The sequence below is a fragment of the Methanovulcanius yangii genome, assembly GCF_018687785.1.
In the GTDB taxonomy this organism is placed as follows: domain Archaea; phylum Halobacteriota; class Methanomicrobia; order Methanomicrobiales; family Methanomicrobiaceae; genus Methanovulcanius; species Methanovulcanius yangii.
This window is the reverse complement of record NZ_LTBL01000001.1, coordinates 941,756-956,646: the sequence shown is the minus strand read 5'-3', so window position 1 is coordinate 956,646 and position 14,891 is coordinate 941,756. Positions and strand designations below refer to the sequence as shown.

Sequence of the window (14,891 nt, the reverse complement as noted above, 5' to 3'; positions counted from 1 at the left end):
AAATGGTTTTCGTTCTCTTCAGCCATCGTCCCGGAGGAGGAGGTCGCCGGTAATGGTGCCCGCCTCGTATTGGCGTATAAGAGCTGCGATCTCTGAGAGGGGGACCGGGTGGTACCCCGTGACCTCCACACTCACGTTGATGGTCTTTCTCTCTCCCGAAAAGAACGGATACTCGGCGAGGCGGTTGTTGTGGGTATGGCCGTGAACGACCCATCCGTCCCACCCCTCGGGGACGTGCTTCGGGTTGTGGATGAGCAGGAACCGGGTGTCGTCGTAACTGATAATCGCCTGATCCTCCGAGCCCGGGAGACAGATGTCATGGTTGCCGCGTATCCACGTAATCCTCCCGTTCAATCTCTTTTGGTAGGCGAGGTTTGCCCCTGTATCCGCCTTATAGGTCAGATCGCCGAGGTGGTAGATATGCTGCGCAGGACCGATGGATGCGTTCCAGTTGCCAATCAGCACCTCATCCATCTCATTGGTTGCGCCGGACGGGAATGGCCGGGAGTAGTAGTCAATAACCCCCGTATGCCCAAGATGCAGGTCGGCAACAAGGGCGGCCCCATCTTCATCCGTCTCTTCCGGCGTCCCGAAGGGCTGCAGAGCCGTCTCGTATCGCCGTGCCTTCCGCAGATGTCTGCAAGAGTCTGCCAGATATTCTGCAGCCCCTTCCTCCTTTGGTTCCATCCATCTGCCCAGTGCCAGGTCGTAGAGTTTCCACGTCTGTCCGTTCCTGCACACCCGAATCATGGTGATCTCCACCGGTAAAAGGAGCGGGCGTGCATGCCCTGTGGTTTTTGCTGCGGGCCGGAGGAATGTTCTGAAAATCCTGTCGATCGTGGTAAGGGGGAGTCCCAGACTCTCTGCAAGGGTATAATATCCGCCTGACGGGCGAAGTTCACAGATGTCCGCCGACAGGTGCACGGGGGGTGGTACAGGGGAGGTCTCCTGGAGGGCGAGTATTCTTTCGATGCAATTGGCAAGTTCACCGCTCTGCAGCAGTTCGATGGCGACATGCCGTTTCAGGAGTGTCCTGCGCAGACCCCACCCCTTCAGGATGCCCCGGAGCGGCCCCGCAGATGCGAATATTTCTGCCAATGCATCCCTGAAACGGGCTTCATCCTCCCTATCATCCCTGATTGTGAACGGGAGAGGAATCTCCTCCAGACTCTCTCTGCATCCCAATCCGAAGGCCGATGCAAACTCCCTGCACCGGTCGGCAGTCTTCCATGCGGCGGTGGGAAACCGGAGATGTAGCGTATATATCGTGGGTGCCACCGTCTAGTATCTCCCGAAGGATTCGAGCTCTTCCCGGATGACTGTCCGGATATCCTCGATATCGATACTCCCCTTCTGCCGCCTGATGGTGCGCTCCATCACCCGGATGCCTTCGCTGATGTTCGGGCCATATTTGAGGGCAATATCCCGTGCATCTTCCTGTATGCGGATTACCTGAGACATGTTACCAAATGTTACGCAGAATCGGATATATAGTTACTTTTTGTAACGCAGGTAAATCCCCCGTTCTTCTCCCTGTGCCCGGATGTTCATCTCCCGGGTTATCGCTGGGATTTCATCGCACACCGCGGATACCTGACGTCGATTGGAACAAAAGTAAGAACTCGCGAAGAATGACGAAAAAGAAAACACGCCCCGGCCGGGACTTGAACCCGGGTCAAAAGCTCCGCAGGCTTCTAGGATATCCACTACCCTACCGGGACCGGACTGTGCCTGCATATATTTGCGGTTGGGGGTTAAAACCCTTCGCATATTGAATTGTCGGGCAGAAGGAAAATCGGGTGCAAAAAAAAGATAAGAGAGGGATCAGGCGGTGTCCAGGTTGGCCTGCGGGACACTGATGATAATGTCAACCTCAACGAATCCTCCGGTGAATTCGACATGGTAGTTGCCGGGGTAATAAAGGGTGATGTCATCCTCGAGTTCCCCATCGTCGTTCACCGGGAATGTAAGATACTCCTCGGATTCGATGACTTCCATCGTGTCCAGATCATAGATCTCCACCAGGAGTTCTGCATTCTGGTTCGCATAGCTCTTGGTCACCGTGATCTTGTCCTTATCCCCGTAGCTGCTGTAGACCTCCTGCTTGTATTCGATCATGTCCGGGCGGATGACATATTCGATCACCATAGGCGGTTTGACGAGATCGAACTCGAGAGGAACCGAGTCATACAACAGGTAGTGTGTCTCATGATACACTTCCGTGTAGGCTGGTGTTGGTTCTGCTGTCGGTGTTGCTGCGGTCGGATTGCCGGTCGGGACACTCGCCGGCTTTATCGGGGTTGCCTGCTCCACCCACTGGGGGGTAGCGGTCGGTGTCGTCCCCGCTCCTCCCTGGCCGGCACTCCCCTCGGTCCCCCCGGCCTCTATCTCGGTGCATCCTGCACATGTCAGTGCGGCGACGGTCAGGATGACGATGGCCAATGTTACGATATTCCGCGTCATTTGTACTGCGTTATTGACAGCGATATAAAAATGTTTTTCCCTTTCTCTGCGGGAAAGGGGCGCCGTTTTCCCTACAATCGTGCATAGGCACCGATGACTCCCTCAAAGATCCTTGATGCTGCGGTGAGCTGGGTTGTTGAAACCCTCTCATCACGGGCGTGCAGGGTGGTCACGTCCCCCGGCCCGTAATCGACAACGTGGAACCCTGCACTCCGGAGGAACCGTGCATCACTTGCCGCCCACTGGATGATTGGGCGTACAGGTGCGCCGTATTCCTTTTTGATCTCGCTGGAGAGTATCCTCACTATGGTCGAATCCGTATGCGTCAAATTTGCGGTGCAGGACGATACCACATCTATTTCGGCACCCTGTGCCTGTTGGCGGATCTCCTCCGTCACCGTCTCCGGACTGATGCCCCATGGCAGCCGCAGGTCAAGCTGGAGTGTGCACTCCTCTGCGACGACATTGACGCCGGTTCCGCCGTGGATGGTTCCGGGGTTATAGCTGATTCTGCGGAGGACCTTTCCCGCGTCGGGGAGGGAGAAGATGGCGGAGAGGGACGCGGTGGTGTTGTCAATGAGGACACGGAGTTCCTGATCGACGGGGTATTCCCGAGCATTCAGTTCCCTGAGCCAGGTCACAAACCGGGCGGCCTCTTCCACGGCACTCTTCCCTTCATACGGGTAGAGCGACCCGTGACCCGGAATCCCTTTGAATGACAGATCCAGCCGAAGCAGGCCCTTCTGCCCGATGGAGGGGCTCAGATGGGGGGTGGGCTCGGCAATCAGACAGTCACAGGGGGAGAGGAGCTTCTTTCGCAGGAGCAGCCGTATGCCATATCTGCCCCCTGTCTCCTCGTCGCATACAAAGGCAAAGTGGACCGGGCATTCCTTTCCGGCGTCGATATGCCTCGCGGCTGCGGCAATCATGGCAGCGCATCCGCCTTTCATGTCGGTGGCGCCGCGTCCCCAGATATGTTCCCCGTCATTGTACCCGGAAAATGGCGGATGAATCCAGTGGTTCTCCCGCGCAGGAACCACATCAAGATGTCCCGAAAAGAGAAGGGGTTGAGACCGGTCCCCTGCGAGCACATTCCAATGGCCATCGGGGCCCCTCACCATCTCCACCGGCAGGCCCAGTGAAGCAAGAAGCTCCCGGATATATTCTGCTGCATCGGTGGTGTCACCGGGGGGGTTTTCCGACCGGATCCTCACCAGGTCGGAACAGATTTGTGCCGTATCCATAATCAGCTGAGGGTGGCCCGGTAGCTCTCGATGAGTTTGCCGAGGGAGCCATCCTTGTACAGGCTCTTCAGGAAGTTTTTGTCATACATCTCATCGACGACCTTCAGGAAGAACTGCGGCGGCAGCGGCTGCCTCTCCACCTGCTTCAGGGCAATCCTGAATGAGCGGTAGCCTGCCTCGCTGTCGGTGTCGTAGATCTCCTTCCAGATGGTGGGGAGACGCTCGAAGTTTTCCGGGTGTTCCGCTTTCAGCCAGTTGATGAATCCGGGGAAGATATTCCGGTCATCGAGTTTCTCCTGGTCGATTCTCCACCGCATGTACTCCATGTTCATCATATTGCGTGGGGAGAGAATGTTGAACGAGAGGATGCAGATGGTATAATCGATGTGTGCAATTGCATCGAGAAAATAAAATTTCAGAATCGGATGAAAGTCGGACGGTGTTTCCAGCATGAGTGACTTGTTATAGAGTTTTTCCATTGCCGGAGCATATTCGTTTTTTTCCAACATATACTCTGTAAGTGTTCAATACAGTACAATAACTGTTTGGAAATTGCATAAAAACCGGGGTCGGAATGGGAAGGGATGAAGAAATCCTGATGGCAGATCAGGAGTAAAAGGGCTCTCGTCGAAGAACTGCCTCTTTGAATAGTTCCTTCATTTCCTCGTCGTTTTTCCCCCTGATATCCACATGATTGTCATTTCTCAGAAGACAGGGCTTGAGTTTTCCATCGGAGGTCACTCTCAGGCGGTTGCAATGGGCGCAGAATTCCGTGTTATGCTGGGGCCGCACGATTTCAATCTCCGCACCGTCGAGACAGTATTTCTTCCGGTGGTGCATCCGCCGGGTGATGATCGTCTTCGATGTCCGTGACAGTTCCTCTTCCATCGGACGAAGGTCTTTGTGATACGGGCAGTTCCTGAAATCCTCCATCAGTTCGATGAACTGAAGAATGAGGTGATCCCGATCTTTTGCAAAGGCGACGAAGTCGTCGATCTCATCGTCATTGACATCTCCGAGGATCACCACGTTGAGTTTGACAGGTGTCAGCCCGTATTCAAGAGCCGCATCGATTCCGGCCAGTACCTGGGGGAGGAGATCCCGCCCGGTAATCTCCTTGTACCGCTCCCGGGAAAGTGTGTCCAGGCTGATGTTTACCCTGGAGAGTCCCGCCTCCTTCAGCTCATCCGCCTTGCGGGCGAGAAGGGTCCCGTTCGTCGTCAGGGAAGACTCCATCTCTTCAGGGATGAGGGAGACGATCTCGCAGAGGTCCGTTCTCATCAGTGGCTCCCCGCCGGTCAGTTTTACCGACTTCATGCCGAAGTGGCGGGCTGTCTTCAGGATCTGTCCGATCTCCTCCAGGGACATCTCGTCGTCAGGGTTGCATTCCCCCTCAGAATGGCAGTAAAAGCACCGGAGGTTGCACCGTGGGGTGAGGCTGATTCTGAGATTGGTTATCTTGCGGCCGTAGGTGTCTTCAAGCAACATTGGTTATCCCCTTGAAATTCTTTGCAATGATGTACGCTTCCGAACTCCCCCTGCGTGCAGCGCGGGAGCGATATACTCTCACGGAGTAAAAATTCTCCCGGGCGAGTTCAAGAAGCTCATTGAACATCTCACCCTGGAATGACTTCACGACGAAATTTCCACCGGGTTTGAGCACTTTAATGGCGAAAAGGAGCGCTTCTTCGGAGAGGGCGACTGCCCGGGCCTGATCATAGCTCTTCTGCCCGGACAGTTTTGGCGAGGCATCACAGACGACCACATTCACTTCATGGACCATCGAAGTAATCTTCTGCTGGACGGCATCAGTGGTAAAGTCCCCGGTGATTGCCTGTGTGCCCTCGATGGATGCGATGGGGTTGAGATCAATGCCGATGATCTTGCCGGCCGTCAGTTCCCGAAGGACCTGCATCCAGCTTCCGGGTGCCGCGCCAAGGTCGATGATATTATCATCGCTCCTGATGATATTGAACCTGTTCTGAATATCGCGGAGTTTGTACGCTGCACGTGAACGATAGCCCTCGGATACCGCCTTTTTATAAAATCTGTCTGCTCCCCACTGTGAACCCATTCAAATAATCTCCTGCCCGGAATGATGGTCCGGGCAAAAACCACATATTATTAAAAAATATGCTTGTATAATTTATAAGAGAGTTTGTAAAGGGGTAATGATGTTAAAGGCAACAATTGATACCGACACATTTCGGGAGACCATTGATGTTATTGCGGCAATGGTGACCGAATGCAGACTGAATATCAGTGAACAGGGAATCCGCACCCGTGCGGTCGATACGGCAAACGTTGCGATGATCTCGCTCGAGCTCGACGAGGGCGCTTTCTCATCGTTCATTGCAACGGCCAGCGAACTGGGGATAGACATCACCAGAATGAAGAACATCGTCGGCATGATGGGAAAAGGGGATGTACTCTCACTTGACCTCCCTGATGACGGTCATAAGATGGAGATGGTATTCTCCGGTTACAAGTATTCGCTCACCCTTCTTGACGTCAACACCATTCGCAAAGAGCCGAATATGCCGTCAATAGAACTTCCGGCAAAGATCAAAATATCCGGTGCCGCGCTGAATGATGCAATTAAAGCTGCATCCGTGGTTTCTGATAAAATTGCACTCGGGGTGGATCCCACGGCCAACTCATTCTATATGGAAGCGGAGGGTGACACCGATCACATCCGGCTAGAGCTCGGTAAGGATGAACTCATCGACCTGATTCCTGCAGAAGCGCGATCCCTATTCTCCCTGGATTATCTCAAGGACATGGGCAAGGTCATGGGACGTGCTGATGAAGTTGAAGTCCAGATCGGCATCGACCATCCGGTCAAGTTCAGGTTTGGGATTGCTGATGACAATGGCCGTGTCGAATTCCTCCTTGCGCCCCGCATCGAGGCGGACTGATGCACGTATCCGAAAACAGATTAGATAAAAAGGATCTCGCAAAATACCCTTTTTTAAAAGAAACAAAGACATTTGTCACAAGGATGGAGATCCCGCTCGACTCGCTCATACGCTCGGAGTCCGGTGTGGGTGTCAGAATAAAGGAGAATGCCGCACAGAGAATCAAGGATTCCCTCGGGTATACAGATTTTACTCTTCAGCCTGAATTCGAGTCGATCGATGATGAAATCCTGAGCTATGCCGTCGCCCGGATGATCGTCTCCTGTCTCAACGACCGGATGATTATGGACCGGCTCGCCCGGTACGAGGCGGAACGAGCCTACCATTTCCTCCAGACGGAAGAGCCGGCGAAGAAACGTTATGTTGCACAATCGTTTGGTCTGGATTCCGATGCCGGTGAGATGCGGGTCATTGATTATGTGGGGCTCGTGGCGACGATGAAAGACGCCAAATGGCGGCTGGTCAACAGGGACGTACGTCACGGGATGGTGCGGATATTAGCCGGAGAATATGACGAACTGCTTCGGGAGCGTATCCGGGTTGTCATCCGCTCACAGCTTCCTCTTGACATCCCCGGATCAATTGCCATGCGCCTTCGTCCCTATGCAGACAGTGTATCCGTCGCCTACCAGGAGAAGATCCTGGAACAGTATGGAGAGGTTGACGAAGGGTCCTATCCCCCCTGCATGGAGGCGATAATCCGTGCAGTCTCTGAAGGGACGAATATTCCCCATACCGCCCGGTTTTCCCTCACGGCATTTCTCCATACCATCGGTCTGCAGGAACCGCAGATTGTGGAGGTCTTCGCCCGGGCACCGGACTTTGATATCAGCCGGACGATGTACCAGGTCGAACATATCTCGGGGCGGGGCGGAACCGAATACACTCCGCCCGGCTGCCAGACCTTGAAGACCTACGGTCTCTGCGTGAACCGCGATGCAACCTGCAAGGATGTTTCCCATCCGCTCAGTTATTACAAACGAAAAAAGAAGGGCCGAAAAAAAGAGACTACCGAATCTGCTGCCCAATGAAGTAGCCGCCTGCACCCATGCTGATGATGAATATCACTATTGCTGTGAGGTAGGCATACGCCGCCGGCATGACAGCCGGGAGTGCCAGAACCGCCACAATAAAAACGATGATGCTTGCTACGGCTGTTGCAATATCGTATGCTGCCACGTTCATGAGCATTATTATGCATTCCGGTGGCTAAATTACTATCCATTCCCTGTCCTGCTGTCCGCGCAGTTCTTATTATCTCAGAGGCAGAGGTAGGGGTATCATGAGCGCGGAAGAAAGGGCGGCAGTTCTCCATGATCTGGAGAATGCCGTCAGGACTATTTGTTCCTCGATGGACGTGTCACTGGTCCCCGAAGTGGGTCTGAATATTGTCTTTGCTCTTCCCAATGCCACCGATTCCGCTGATGTTGCAGGAGTCGAAGGGAGGATTGTGCGGCTGAGAGGACATCCACACGCTGTCGGGGAGGTCGCCTTCGGTGCAAGCAGTCATGTCGCACGCGTCGTCCTGACCGCTCTGCGGCACGACCCGGAGATCAGGTCTGCGGCAAATATCCGGTTTTCGGAGGGGGCAGTCGCTATTGCGGAGGACATGAAGTTTGATATCTGCTCCTTCGACCGGACGAGCGAACCGCCGGGCACCCGGACGATGGACTGGGGCGTGGAGCAGTGCTGTACGGATGAGGTCCCCGATGTGATTTATGACAGGGGTGCGGTGGGAAAAGAGCCGATGATCCGGATTCTGGGCGAAGATCCGGAAGTCGTTGTTCATAATATTCTTATGCTCTCACAGCGCATTATAGATACCAACGAATAAGGGAAGAGAACATGGGAATCAAACCAACGTATATCAAGGCACTCAGCCAGGAGCTTCTGGCCAAGCACGGAAACCGGTTTACGAACGACTTTGAAGAGAACAAGAGAGTTGTCTCAGAGGTAACGGTTATCGAGAGCAAGCGTGTTCGGAACCGTGTAGCCGGAAGTGTCACACGAAAGGTAAATAGGAGAAAGAATATATAAAATCCTCATGTTTGAGGGTATTTTTCCGGCACTAATTACTCCTTTTAATGAAACGCCAGATCGGGGATTAAACCTCGACGGTCTTCGTACAAATATTGAGTTTCTTATTGAAAACGGGGTGCACGGCGTTGTTCCCTGTGGGTCCACCGGTGAGTCTGCGACTCTGACATTCGAGGAGCATGAGATTGTCATCGGTGCAACGATTGATGCGGTGGGGGGCCGGGTCCCGGTGATTGCCGGGACGGGGTCCAATAACACGGCCGAGGCACTGCGCTTCACCCGCTCGGCATACGATCAGGGCGCGGACGGAGTTCTGGTCCTTTCTCCCTATTACAACAAGCCGAACCGTTCGGGGCTCATCAAGCATTACACCCAGCTCGCCGATATCGGCGTTCCGGTTATCGTATACAACGTGCCCTCCCGTACAGGGCAGAACCTGACTCCTGACATTATCTGCGAACTGGCGGAGCATCCGAATATCGTCGGGGTGAAGGAGGCAAGCGGTGACATCACCCAGATTTCCCGGATCATCGAAGGGACGCGGGATGAAGAATTTACCGTCCTTTCCGGCGATGACGCCATGACCCTGCCGGTGATGGCTCTCGGTGGGTCGGGAGCGATTGCGGTGACTGCAAACATTCAGCCCGCTAAGATGGTGGCGATGGTGGAGGCATTCTTGCGGGGCGACCTTGAGACCGCTCGCGACATCCACTATGCTCTCTCGCCTCTCTTCCGGGCGCTCTTCATCGACACGAACCCCATCCCCATCAAAAAGGCGGTCGGTCTATGCGGTATGGCGGCAGGTCCGGTTCGCCTGCCTCTGGATGATCTCGATGCAGAGAAGACGGCCCTCCTGAAGGAGGTGCTCTCCCGCTATGACTAAGGTGGTTATCTGCGGTGCCCTCGGTCGCATGGGAACGACCATCGCCGGTCTTCTGCAGGATGCGGATGGGTTGGAGTTTGTCGGCGGGGTCGACATCAAGGGCGGCGAAAGCTTCGGAAAACCGGTTGTCACGGCTGCGGAGATCGATGCCTTTCTGGAGCGGGTTCAGCCGGATGTAATGATCGATTTCACCATCGCCTCAGCTGCTGTGGAGAACATCCGTGCCGCAACCCGGCATGGTGTTGCTCTCGTCGTCGGGACCACCGGGTTTTCCCCGGCGCAGATGGAGGAGGTAACTGCCGCAATCGAAGGCTCGGTGCCGGCGGTCATCTCCAGTAACTTCAGTGTAGGGATGAACATCTTCTGGAAGCTCGTTCGTGAGGCCGCACGGCGGCTTGGCGATTACGATATTGAGGTCATCGAGGCGCACCACCGGTACAAGAAGGATGCCCCGTCGGGAACGGCAAAGACGATCCTCAATATCATTGAGGAAGAGGCAGGAGTCCGTGAGAAACTCTACGGCAGGGAAGGCATCACCGAACGTGCCGATGAAATTGGGGTACATGTGGTCCGTGGCGGGGATATCGTCGGGGATCACACTGTTCTCTTTGCAGCCAACCACGAGACAATAGAGCTCTCCCACCGCGCCTATGATCGCGCAGTCTTTGCCCATGGCGTCATTCGTGCCGCACAATATGTCGGGGGCAAAGCACCGGGCATCTATTCGATGGACGACGTTCTGTCTCTCTGATCCGGTAGAACCAATCGAAACCTATTTTTTTACACTCTTCTAATCAAATTAGAGAGGTTACAAATGGTAGCTGTTGTAGACAAAGACAAATGTACCGGGTGCGAAACGTGTGTCGACGTATGCCCCGCCGCTGCAATTGAGATGGATGATGGTATTGCTGTTGTCGATGCTGACCTGTGTGTTGACTGTGAGTCCTGTGTTGACGAATGTCCGGCTGAAGCAATCCGGATGGAATAAACCAAATCTTTTATAATCCCTTTTGAGGTAATAGAAAGCATCTATGATCAATGTAGGTGTGCTCGGAGCTACGGGTGCAGTTGGACAACGCTTTGTACAGCTTCTTGCTGGTCATCCGTGGTTCAATCTTACCACGCTGACCGCTTCGGAGCGGAGTGCGGGAAAGAAGTATAAGGATGTCGTCAACTGGCGTCTGGATGTGCCCTTCCCTGAGGAGACGGGAGAGCTCGTCGTCCGACCGACAACGGTTGAAAGCATCAAAGACCTGGACCTGGTATTCTCGGCCCTTCCGGCAAACATAGCGGGGGAGATCGAGAGCGCCGCGGCACAGGCCGGTGTCGGTGTCTGTTCAAATGCTTCATCTCATCGAATGGACCCGGATGTTCCTCTCGTCATTCCCGAAGTAAATCACGATCATCTCGGTCTGATTGATGTCCAGAGGGATGCAGGAAAAGACGGGTTCATCGTTGCAAATCCGAACTGTTCTACGATTGTCCTGTGCATGTCACTCGAACCCATACGCAGTATGGGGCTTCGTGATGTGAAGGTTGCAACCATGCAGGCAATCTCCGGGGCGGGCTTTGAAGGCATTGCGGCGATGTCGATTTACGAAAATGTTGTGCCGTTCATCGGATCCGAAGAGGAGAAGATGGAGAGTGAGCCACTGAAGATCATGGGTTCGTTTGATGGTGCCGAGATAGTTCCGGCATCCTTCACAGTCAGTGCAAGCTGTAACCGTGTGCCGGTCATCGACGGGCACACCATGGCAATCTGGGCGGATATCGACGCTACGGTCGACGAGGTCATTGCTGCCTTTTCTTCCTACTGCGCTCCCTTCTCCGGACTGCCGCATCAGCCTGCACACTCCGTCCTCTATCTGGACGCCGAGAACCGCCCGCAGCCCCGGCTTGACCGAAACCGTGGCGACGGCATGACCGTCTCGGTCGGGAGGGTCCGTGAGGGCCTTCGATACGTCGCGATGGGGCACAACACCATCCGCGGTGCGGCCGGAGCATCTGTGCTGAATGCTGAACTCATTGCATCGAAGAAGTATCTATGAGGAGAGGTGAACACAATGATTAAAGACAACACAGTTTTCGTCGGCAACAAGCCAGTCATGAACTACGTTCTTGCAGTTGTCACCCAGTTTAACAATGGTGCAGAGGAGGTTTCGATCAAAGCAAGGGGAAAAGCGATTTCTCGTGCAGTAGATACCGCTGAGATTGCTCTGAACAGGTTCCTCGAGGATGTTGCGAAGAAGGAGATCGTTACATCTACGGAGATCATTGATACTGAAAGCGGTCAGACCAATGTCTCCAGTATTGAAATTCTCCTGTCACACAACAACCTGTAACAATGGAATTGCCGCGGATGTGTGTGGGGACGCATCCGATGGCACGACCATAAAGGATTTATTTTTTTTCATTCAATGAGTAATACTATGAAATATGGAGCTATTCTTGCGGTAGTGCTCATTCTTGGTGCAATGGCGCTGCCCGCCGTGGCAGCTCCGCCGAACCAGTTCAGCTATATCACGGTGAATTCCGCCACCATCAATCTTGATGACGAACAGGCCACCATCGCCTTGGATTATGATATTGACGGTGGGATAGTCATTCTCGTGCATCTGCTCGGGACCTCTGATCTCAAGAAAAAACTCCTTGTCATCTCAGGCTTTGAGGGAGCAAAGTTCCAGAAGCTGGACATGGGTCATGCGACTCTTTCCATCCCCGCGGCTGCACAGAATTATGGGGGGGGACGTACTGGTTCCCCGAGCACACCTTTGGGATTGAGGTGCCGGAGATTACGGTGATCTCCCCGCAGATGACGCGCACCTACGCCAATACGGATACGTTGCCCGGCATGGGCTTTTTCGGTTCGATAACCTAATCAATTCTTTTTCTCAAAGCAGCCTGTGCATGAGGGGAGGTCATGTTCCGCAGGTATTGTCTTTCTCCTTACATCACAGCGGTATGCGGGCTGTCCTGCGGGGTGTTCCGGTGCAATGATACAACCGATCGCCGTGGTGCGGTCTCTTCGGTATGGTAATTCGATCCGCAGGGGGGCAGGGATTAATTGAAAAAAAGGGGGGAAAATGGCTGAGGATTATCCCTTTGTCCGGAGGCCTTTCTTTTTTTCGCTCTTCGGCTGGATGGCGTATTTCTCCATCTTACCGATGGCTTTCTGAACATACATCCCGAGAAACGCGATCACAAGCGCGATGCCGGTCGTAAGCATCAGAATGCGTACTCCGTCCAGCCCGGCGATAGGAAAGTCGTAGGTCCCCCCGAGGGAGATGACGTAGACTGACGCTCCGTAGGCAATCACCGCAAGCGCGGTCAGATAGAATGGGATTACTACTATCCTTGCCAGGATGTGGGGGTCATTTTGGGATACGTCGATGATCTTCCCCGTGAAGGCGACGATGACGGCAAAGGTGAGGTAGCCGATGGCGCCGAAGATGAAGGAGGAGATCTGGAAGAAAATGCCTGCATCGGGAGTGTACCACTCAAGAAAGCTTGCAAGTCCCATGATGATTCCCAGGATGCTGAGGAAAATGGCGCCGATGTAGCAGAAGAACGAGAACCGTCCTCCGACAAAGGACTCCTGGAGAGCGCGGAAGGTGTAATTGAGGTATTCGTCAAGGCCGAGGCCCTTGAAGAGCAGGTAAATCCCGAGGACACCAACCACGATGAATATTGCAAGCTGGGGATTGCCCAGAAGGCTGCCGATGGCGTAGAGAAGCATCGCAAGGCCGATGGGTATCAGGATTGATCGTGCATACTTCGGGTCTTCAAGGATCTTCTTGATGATGTAATAGGTGCCTTCGAGGTTCGGCATCTGCTTGACTATCACCCGCTGCACGCTTGCGACGGAGATCTTCGACTGGATGACAGGCAGGATGTACTCGTCCTCTGCACCGTCCGTAACCAGAATGCACTCGCCGGCTTCAAGATCCCAGACGACCTTTCGGAGTTCTTCGGCAATCTTTCGGTCGCCATTGATGAGATCATAATGGTTTCCTGCGAGGACGGCGATACACACATCCTCGCCACGGGCCTTGAGCGCGTCGTAGGTTTTGATCGCCTGAAAAATGGCATTCACATCAGAGTCTTCCGGATCGACGAGGCCGAGTCTGTTTGCGGTGTCCAGACAAGCCTCTCTGCCGACGACAGGGCTCTGGACTCCGGCCTTGAAACCGATATCATCGTCCCGGTCGACACACAGGATCAGAGTCCGCTCTGACGACATTATCATAGAAATCTATTCGATTCTATAAATATTTGCTGAAAATGGAAAAAAAATGAGTTTATATGAGTTTTGCACGCTGCAGGAGAAGGATATCGTCGGTGGTAAGTTTTTCTCCGGCCCTGAACTGCTGGAAAACTTCCTCGGCTTCCTTCCTGACCGCCTTCTGCTCTTTGTTGACCTTTGTCTTCTTCCCCTTCTTGCGCAGACCGCCGATCACCTTGTCGTAGTCGCGAAGCTCCTTCTGGCAGGCGATGAACTGGTTGTGTTCCGCATCTGCGGCTTCCTGCGCCTCGACGAATTTTCTGTGTCCCTCGTCAGCGGCCTCGCGTGACTTGTCTGCCTTGCGATAGCACTCGACCATGAGGTCGTGGTGCTTCTGGGCAAGTTCTGCCATCTCGGTGACCTTTGCATGAAGATCGGATGCTGCCCGGCGGAATTCACGTGCTTCCTGAAGCTTGGTGTGAATCTCCTTGTTCTGCTCCAGCTCCTCTTCCTGCTCTTTGATCTGGAGTTTGAGCTGTTTGATCTTCTCGATGAGTTCCCGCTCCTTCTCCGTGTTCATCACACGGGTCTGCTGGTCCATCTCGAGCTTTTCGATCTGTTTCTGGAGTTCCTTGATGCCGCGGGCGTTGTTGATTGCGCCGTGTTCCTTTTTGTACGCGTCAATTTCCTCGAAAAGCACGTTTGCCTTCTCGTTGAGGTCATTGCGTTCATCCTTCAGGCGCTGAACTTCTGCATTGGACTGGTCCCGGAGGTCTTTATTTTTCTGGGCCTCGTCAACAAATTCCCGGGTCTGCCCGTTGAGCTGGTTTCTCTCGCGTGCAAAGGTGCTTGCAAGAGCATTGAGCTCATTTCTTTTGTTTTTATGCTGTTCAGAATCCGTGAGGATCTTTTTTCGTTTGTCGATCAATTCGTTCAACATGCTTTACCAATCCTAAAATGGATAGGAATCCTATCATGCGGATATACAGGAATACTGGCATTGAAGGGAGTGCGTGAAATAACCAAAGCAGAAGAGATCTTGCCCGACCCGGCGAGTCTGGGAATGTTCATCATGCTGTTCATTCTGTTCAACCCCTGTACTGCAGGCACCTCCTGGGCGCCTT

The 14,891-nt window shown here is 53.8% G+C and carries 20 protein-coding genes and 1 tRNA gene; 10 read left to right on the top strand and 11 right to left on the bottom strand.

Translation table 11 applies throughout. The annotated features are described in order from the left end of the window. Positions 1 to 18 precede the first annotated feature (18 nt). From AZH53_RS04760 to AZH53_RS04725, 8 genes are all read right to left on the bottom strand, one after another. The gene (locus AZH53_RS04760; protein WP_319642388.1) at positions 19 to 1,278 is read right to left on the bottom strand and encodes a metallophosphoesterase; all 1,260 of its coding nucleotides are present in this window, start codon (positions 1,276 to 1,278) and stop codon (positions 19 to 21) included. A 3-nt stretch (positions 1,279 to 1,281) separates the two neighbouring features. Next, positions 1,282 to 1,461 (bottom strand): hypothetical protein, encoded by a 180-nt coding sequence (locus AZH53_RS04755; protein WP_319642387.1) that lies wholly within the window; start codon positions 1,459 to 1,461, stop codon positions 1,282 to 1,284. A gap of 188 nt (positions 1,462 to 1,649) precedes the next feature. Beyond that, a tRNA-Arg gene (locus AZH53_RS04750) sits at positions 1,650 to 1,721 on the bottom strand. A 103-nt stretch (positions 1,722 to 1,824) separates the two neighbouring features. After that, on the bottom strand, positions 1,825 to 2,463 hold the full coding sequence (locus AZH53_RS04745; RefSeq protein ID WP_319642386.1) for a hypothetical protein: 639 nt from the start codon (positions 2,461 to 2,463) through the stop codon (positions 1,825 to 1,827). Between the two features lie 71 nt (positions 2,464 to 2,534). Beyond that, the gene (locus AZH53_RS04740; RefSeq protein ID WP_319642385.1) at positions 2,535 to 3,707 is read right to left on the bottom strand and encodes a M20/M25/M40 family metallo-hydrolase; all 1,173 of its coding nucleotides are present in this window, start codon (positions 3,705 to 3,707) and stop codon (positions 2,535 to 2,537) included. A gap of 2 nt (positions 3,708 to 3,709) precedes the next feature. Beyond that, on the bottom strand, positions 3,710 to 4,186 hold the full coding sequence (locus AZH53_RS04735; protein WP_319642384.1) for a hypothetical protein: 477 nt from the start codon (positions 4,184 to 4,186) through the stop codon (positions 3,710 to 3,712). Between the two features lie 127 nt (positions 4,187 to 4,313). Beyond that, positions 4,314 to 5,195: a GTP 3',8-cyclase MoaA gene (moaA, locus tag AZH53_RS04730; RefSeq protein ID WP_319642383.1), complete on the bottom strand. Its 882-nt coding sequence runs from the start codon at positions 5,193 to 5,195 to the stop codon at positions 4,314 to 4,316. Then, positions 5,185 to 5,781 carry an RlmE family RNA methyltransferase gene (locus AZH53_RS04725; RefSeq protein WP_319642382.1) on the bottom strand — a complete coding sequence of 199 codons (597 nt, stop codon included), beginning with the start codon at positions 5,779 to 5,781 and terminating at the stop codon, positions 5,185 to 5,187. Before AZH53_RS04725 ends, moaA begins: the two co-directional genes overlap by 11 nt. A gap of 100 nt (positions 5,782 to 5,881) precedes the next feature. Here AZH53_RS04725 and AZH53_RS04720 point away from each other — a divergent pair, with 100 nt between their 5' ends. Together AZH53_RS04720 and AZH53_RS04715 are read left to right on the top strand one after the other, a co-directional pair. Then, positions 5,882 to 6,625: a DNA polymerase sliding clamp gene (locus AZH53_RS04720; RefSeq protein ID WP_319643643.1), complete on the top strand. Its 744-nt coding sequence runs from the start codon at positions 5,882 to 5,884 to the stop codon at positions 6,623 to 6,625. 83 nt (positions 6,626 to 6,708) lie between these two features. Continuing rightward, positions 6,709 to 7,656, top strand: a complete 948-nt coding sequence (locus tag AZH53_RS04715) for a DNA primase large subunit PriL (RefSeq protein WP_319642381.1) — start codon at positions 6,709 to 6,711, stop codon at positions 7,654 to 7,656. Here the strand turns inward: AZH53_RS04715 and AZH53_RS04710 are convergent. After that, positions 7,634 to 7,810 carry a hypothetical protein gene (locus tag AZH53_RS04710; RefSeq protein WP_319642380.1) on the bottom strand — a complete coding sequence of 59 codons (177 nt, stop codon included), beginning with the start codon at positions 7,808 to 7,810 and terminating at the stop codon, positions 7,634 to 7,636. The genes AZH53_RS04715 and AZH53_RS04710 overlap by 23 nt on opposite strands. 97 nt (positions 7,811 to 7,907) lie before the next feature. Here AZH53_RS04710 and AZH53_RS04705 point away from each other — a divergent pair, with 97 nt between their 5' ends. From AZH53_RS04705 to AZH53_RS04670, 8 genes are all read left to right on the top strand, one after another. After that, on the top strand, positions 7,908 to 8,459 hold the full coding sequence (locus AZH53_RS04705) for a thiamine-phosphate synthase family protein (RefSeq protein WP_319642379.1): 552 nt from the start codon (positions 7,908 to 7,910) through the stop codon (positions 8,457 to 8,459). An 11-nt stretch (positions 8,460 to 8,470) separates the two neighbouring features. After that, positions 8,471 to 8,662 carry a 30S ribosomal protein S17e gene (locus AZH53_RS04700; RefSeq protein WP_319642378.1) on the top strand — a complete coding sequence of 64 codons (192 nt, stop codon included), beginning with the start codon at positions 8,471 to 8,473 and terminating at the stop codon, positions 8,660 to 8,662. A 7-nt stretch (positions 8,663 to 8,669) separates the two neighbouring features. After that, positions 8,670 to 9,545 carry a 4-hydroxy-tetrahydrodipicolinate synthase gene (gene dapA / locus AZH53_RS04695; RefSeq protein WP_319642377.1) on the top strand — a complete coding sequence of 292 codons (876 nt, stop codon included), beginning with the start codon at positions 8,670 to 8,672 and terminating at the stop codon, positions 9,543 to 9,545. Then, the gene (gene dapB / locus AZH53_RS04690; protein WP_319642376.1) at positions 9,538 to 10,296 is read left to right on the top strand and encodes a 4-hydroxy-tetrahydrodipicolinate reductase; all 759 of its coding nucleotides are present in this window, start codon (positions 9,538 to 9,540) and stop codon (positions 10,294 to 10,296) included. The genes dapA and dapB overlap by 8 nt, the downstream gene beginning before the upstream one ends. A 63-nt stretch (positions 10,297 to 10,359) precedes the next feature. Continuing rightward, positions 10,360 to 10,533, top strand: coding sequence for an indolepyruvate ferredoxin oxidoreductase subunit alpha (locus AZH53_RS04685; RefSeq protein ID WP_319642375.1), 174 nt, complete (start codon positions 10,360 to 10,362; stop codon positions 10,531 to 10,533). Between the two features lie 43 nt (positions 10,534 to 10,576). Next, complete coding sequence (gene asd / locus AZH53_RS04680; protein WP_319642374.1) at positions 10,577 to 11,593, top strand: aspartate-semialdehyde dehydrogenase; 1,017 nt, start codon at positions 10,577 to 10,579, stop codon at positions 11,591 to 11,593. A gap of 15 nt (positions 11,594 to 11,608) precedes the next feature. After that, positions 11,609 to 11,887 (top strand): DNA-binding protein Alba, encoded by a 279-nt coding sequence (albA, locus tag AZH53_RS04675; protein WP_319642373.1) that lies wholly within the window; start codon positions 11,609 to 11,611, stop codon positions 11,885 to 11,887. An 87-nt stretch (positions 11,888 to 11,974) separates the two neighbouring features. Beyond that, positions 11,975 to 12,346, top strand: a complete 372-nt coding sequence (locus tag AZH53_RS04670; protein ID WP_319642372.1) for a hypothetical protein — start codon at positions 11,975 to 11,977, stop codon at positions 12,344 to 12,346. Between the two features lie 293 nt (positions 12,347 to 12,639). Here AZH53_RS04670 and AZH53_RS04665 read toward each other — a convergent pair whose 3' ends face one another. Beyond that, a complete protein-coding gene (locus tag AZH53_RS04665) occupies positions 12,640 to 13,785 on the bottom strand; it encodes a DUF373 family protein (protein WP_319642371.1) in 1,146 nt (381 codons plus the stop codon). A gap of 58 nt (positions 13,786 to 13,843) precedes the next feature. Beyond that, positions 13,844 to 14,707, bottom strand: a complete 864-nt coding sequence (locus AZH53_RS04660) for a coiled-coil protein (protein ID WP_319642370.1) — start codon at positions 14,705 to 14,707, stop codon at positions 13,844 to 13,846. Between the last annotated feature and the right edge of the window lie 184 nt (positions 14,708 to 14,891).

Coding starts and splice junctions, on each gene's coding strand:
- asd (WP_319642374.1), top strand. CDS start 10,577: ATGATCAATGTAGGTGTGCTCGGAGCTACGGGTGCAGTTGGACAACGC.
- AZH53_RS04665 (WP_319642371.1), bottom strand. CDS start 13,785: ATGTCGTCAGAGCGGACTCTGATCCTGTGTGTCGACCGGGACGATGAT.
- AZH53_RS04685 (WP_319642375.1), top strand. CDS start 10,360: ATGGTAGCTGTTGTAGACAAAGACAAATGTACCGGGTGCGAAACGTGT.
- albA (WP_319642373.1), top strand. CDS start 11,609: ATGATTAAAGACAACACAGTTTTCGTCGGCAACAAGCCAGTCATGAAC.
- AZH53_RS04745 (WP_319642386.1), bottom strand. CDS start 2,463: ATGACGCGGAATATCGTAACATTGGCCATCGTCATCCTGACCGTCGCC.
- dapB (WP_319642376.1), top strand. CDS start 9,538: ATGACTAAGGTGGTTATCTGCGGTGCCCTCGGTCGCATGGGAACGACC.
- AZH53_RS04670 (WP_319642372.1), top strand. CDS start 11,975: ATGAAATATGGAGCTATTCTTGCGGTAGTGCTCATTCTTGGTGCAATG.
- moaA (WP_319642383.1), bottom strand. CDS start 5,195: ATGTTGCTTGAAGACACCTACGGCCGCAAGATAACCAATCTCAGAATC.
- AZH53_RS04740 (WP_319642385.1), bottom strand. CDS start 3,707: ATGGATACGGCACAAATCTGTTCCGACCTGGTGAGGATCCGGTCGGAA.
- AZH53_RS04715 (WP_319642381.1), top strand. CDS start 6,709: ATGGAGATCCCGCTCGACTCGCTCATACGCTCGGAGTCCGGTGTGGGT.
- AZH53_RS04720 (WP_319643643.1), top strand. CDS start 5,882: ATGTTAAAGGCAACAATTGATACCGACACATTTCGGGAGACCATTGAT.
- AZH53_RS04710 (WP_319642380.1), bottom strand. CDS start 7,810: ATGAACGTGGCAGCATACGATATTGCAACAGCCGTAGCAAGCATCATC.
- AZH53_RS04725 (WP_319642382.1), bottom strand. CDS start 5,781: ATGGGTTCACAGTGGGGAGCAGACAGATTTTATAAAAAGGCGGTATCC.
- dapA (WP_319642377.1), top strand. CDS start 8,670: ATGTTTGAGGGTATTTTTCCGGCACTAATTACTCCTTTTAATGAAACG.
- AZH53_RS04660 (WP_319642370.1), bottom strand. CDS start 14,707: ATGTTGAACGAATTGATCGACAAACGAAAAAAGATCCTCACGGATTCT.
- AZH53_RS04700 (WP_319642378.1), top strand. CDS start 8,471: ATGGGAATCAAACCAACGTATATCAAGGCACTCAGCCAGGAGCTTCTG.
- AZH53_RS04705 (WP_319642379.1), top strand. CDS start 7,908: ATGAGCGCGGAAGAAAGGGCGGCAGTTCTCCATGATCTGGAGAATGCC.
- AZH53_RS04735 (WP_319642384.1), bottom strand. CDS start 4,186: ATGGAAAAACTCTATAACAAGTCACTCATGCTGGAAACACCGTCCGAC.
- AZH53_RS04755 (WP_319642387.1), bottom strand. CDS start 1,461: ATGTCTCAGGTAATCCGCATACAGGAAGATGCACGGGATATTGCCCTC.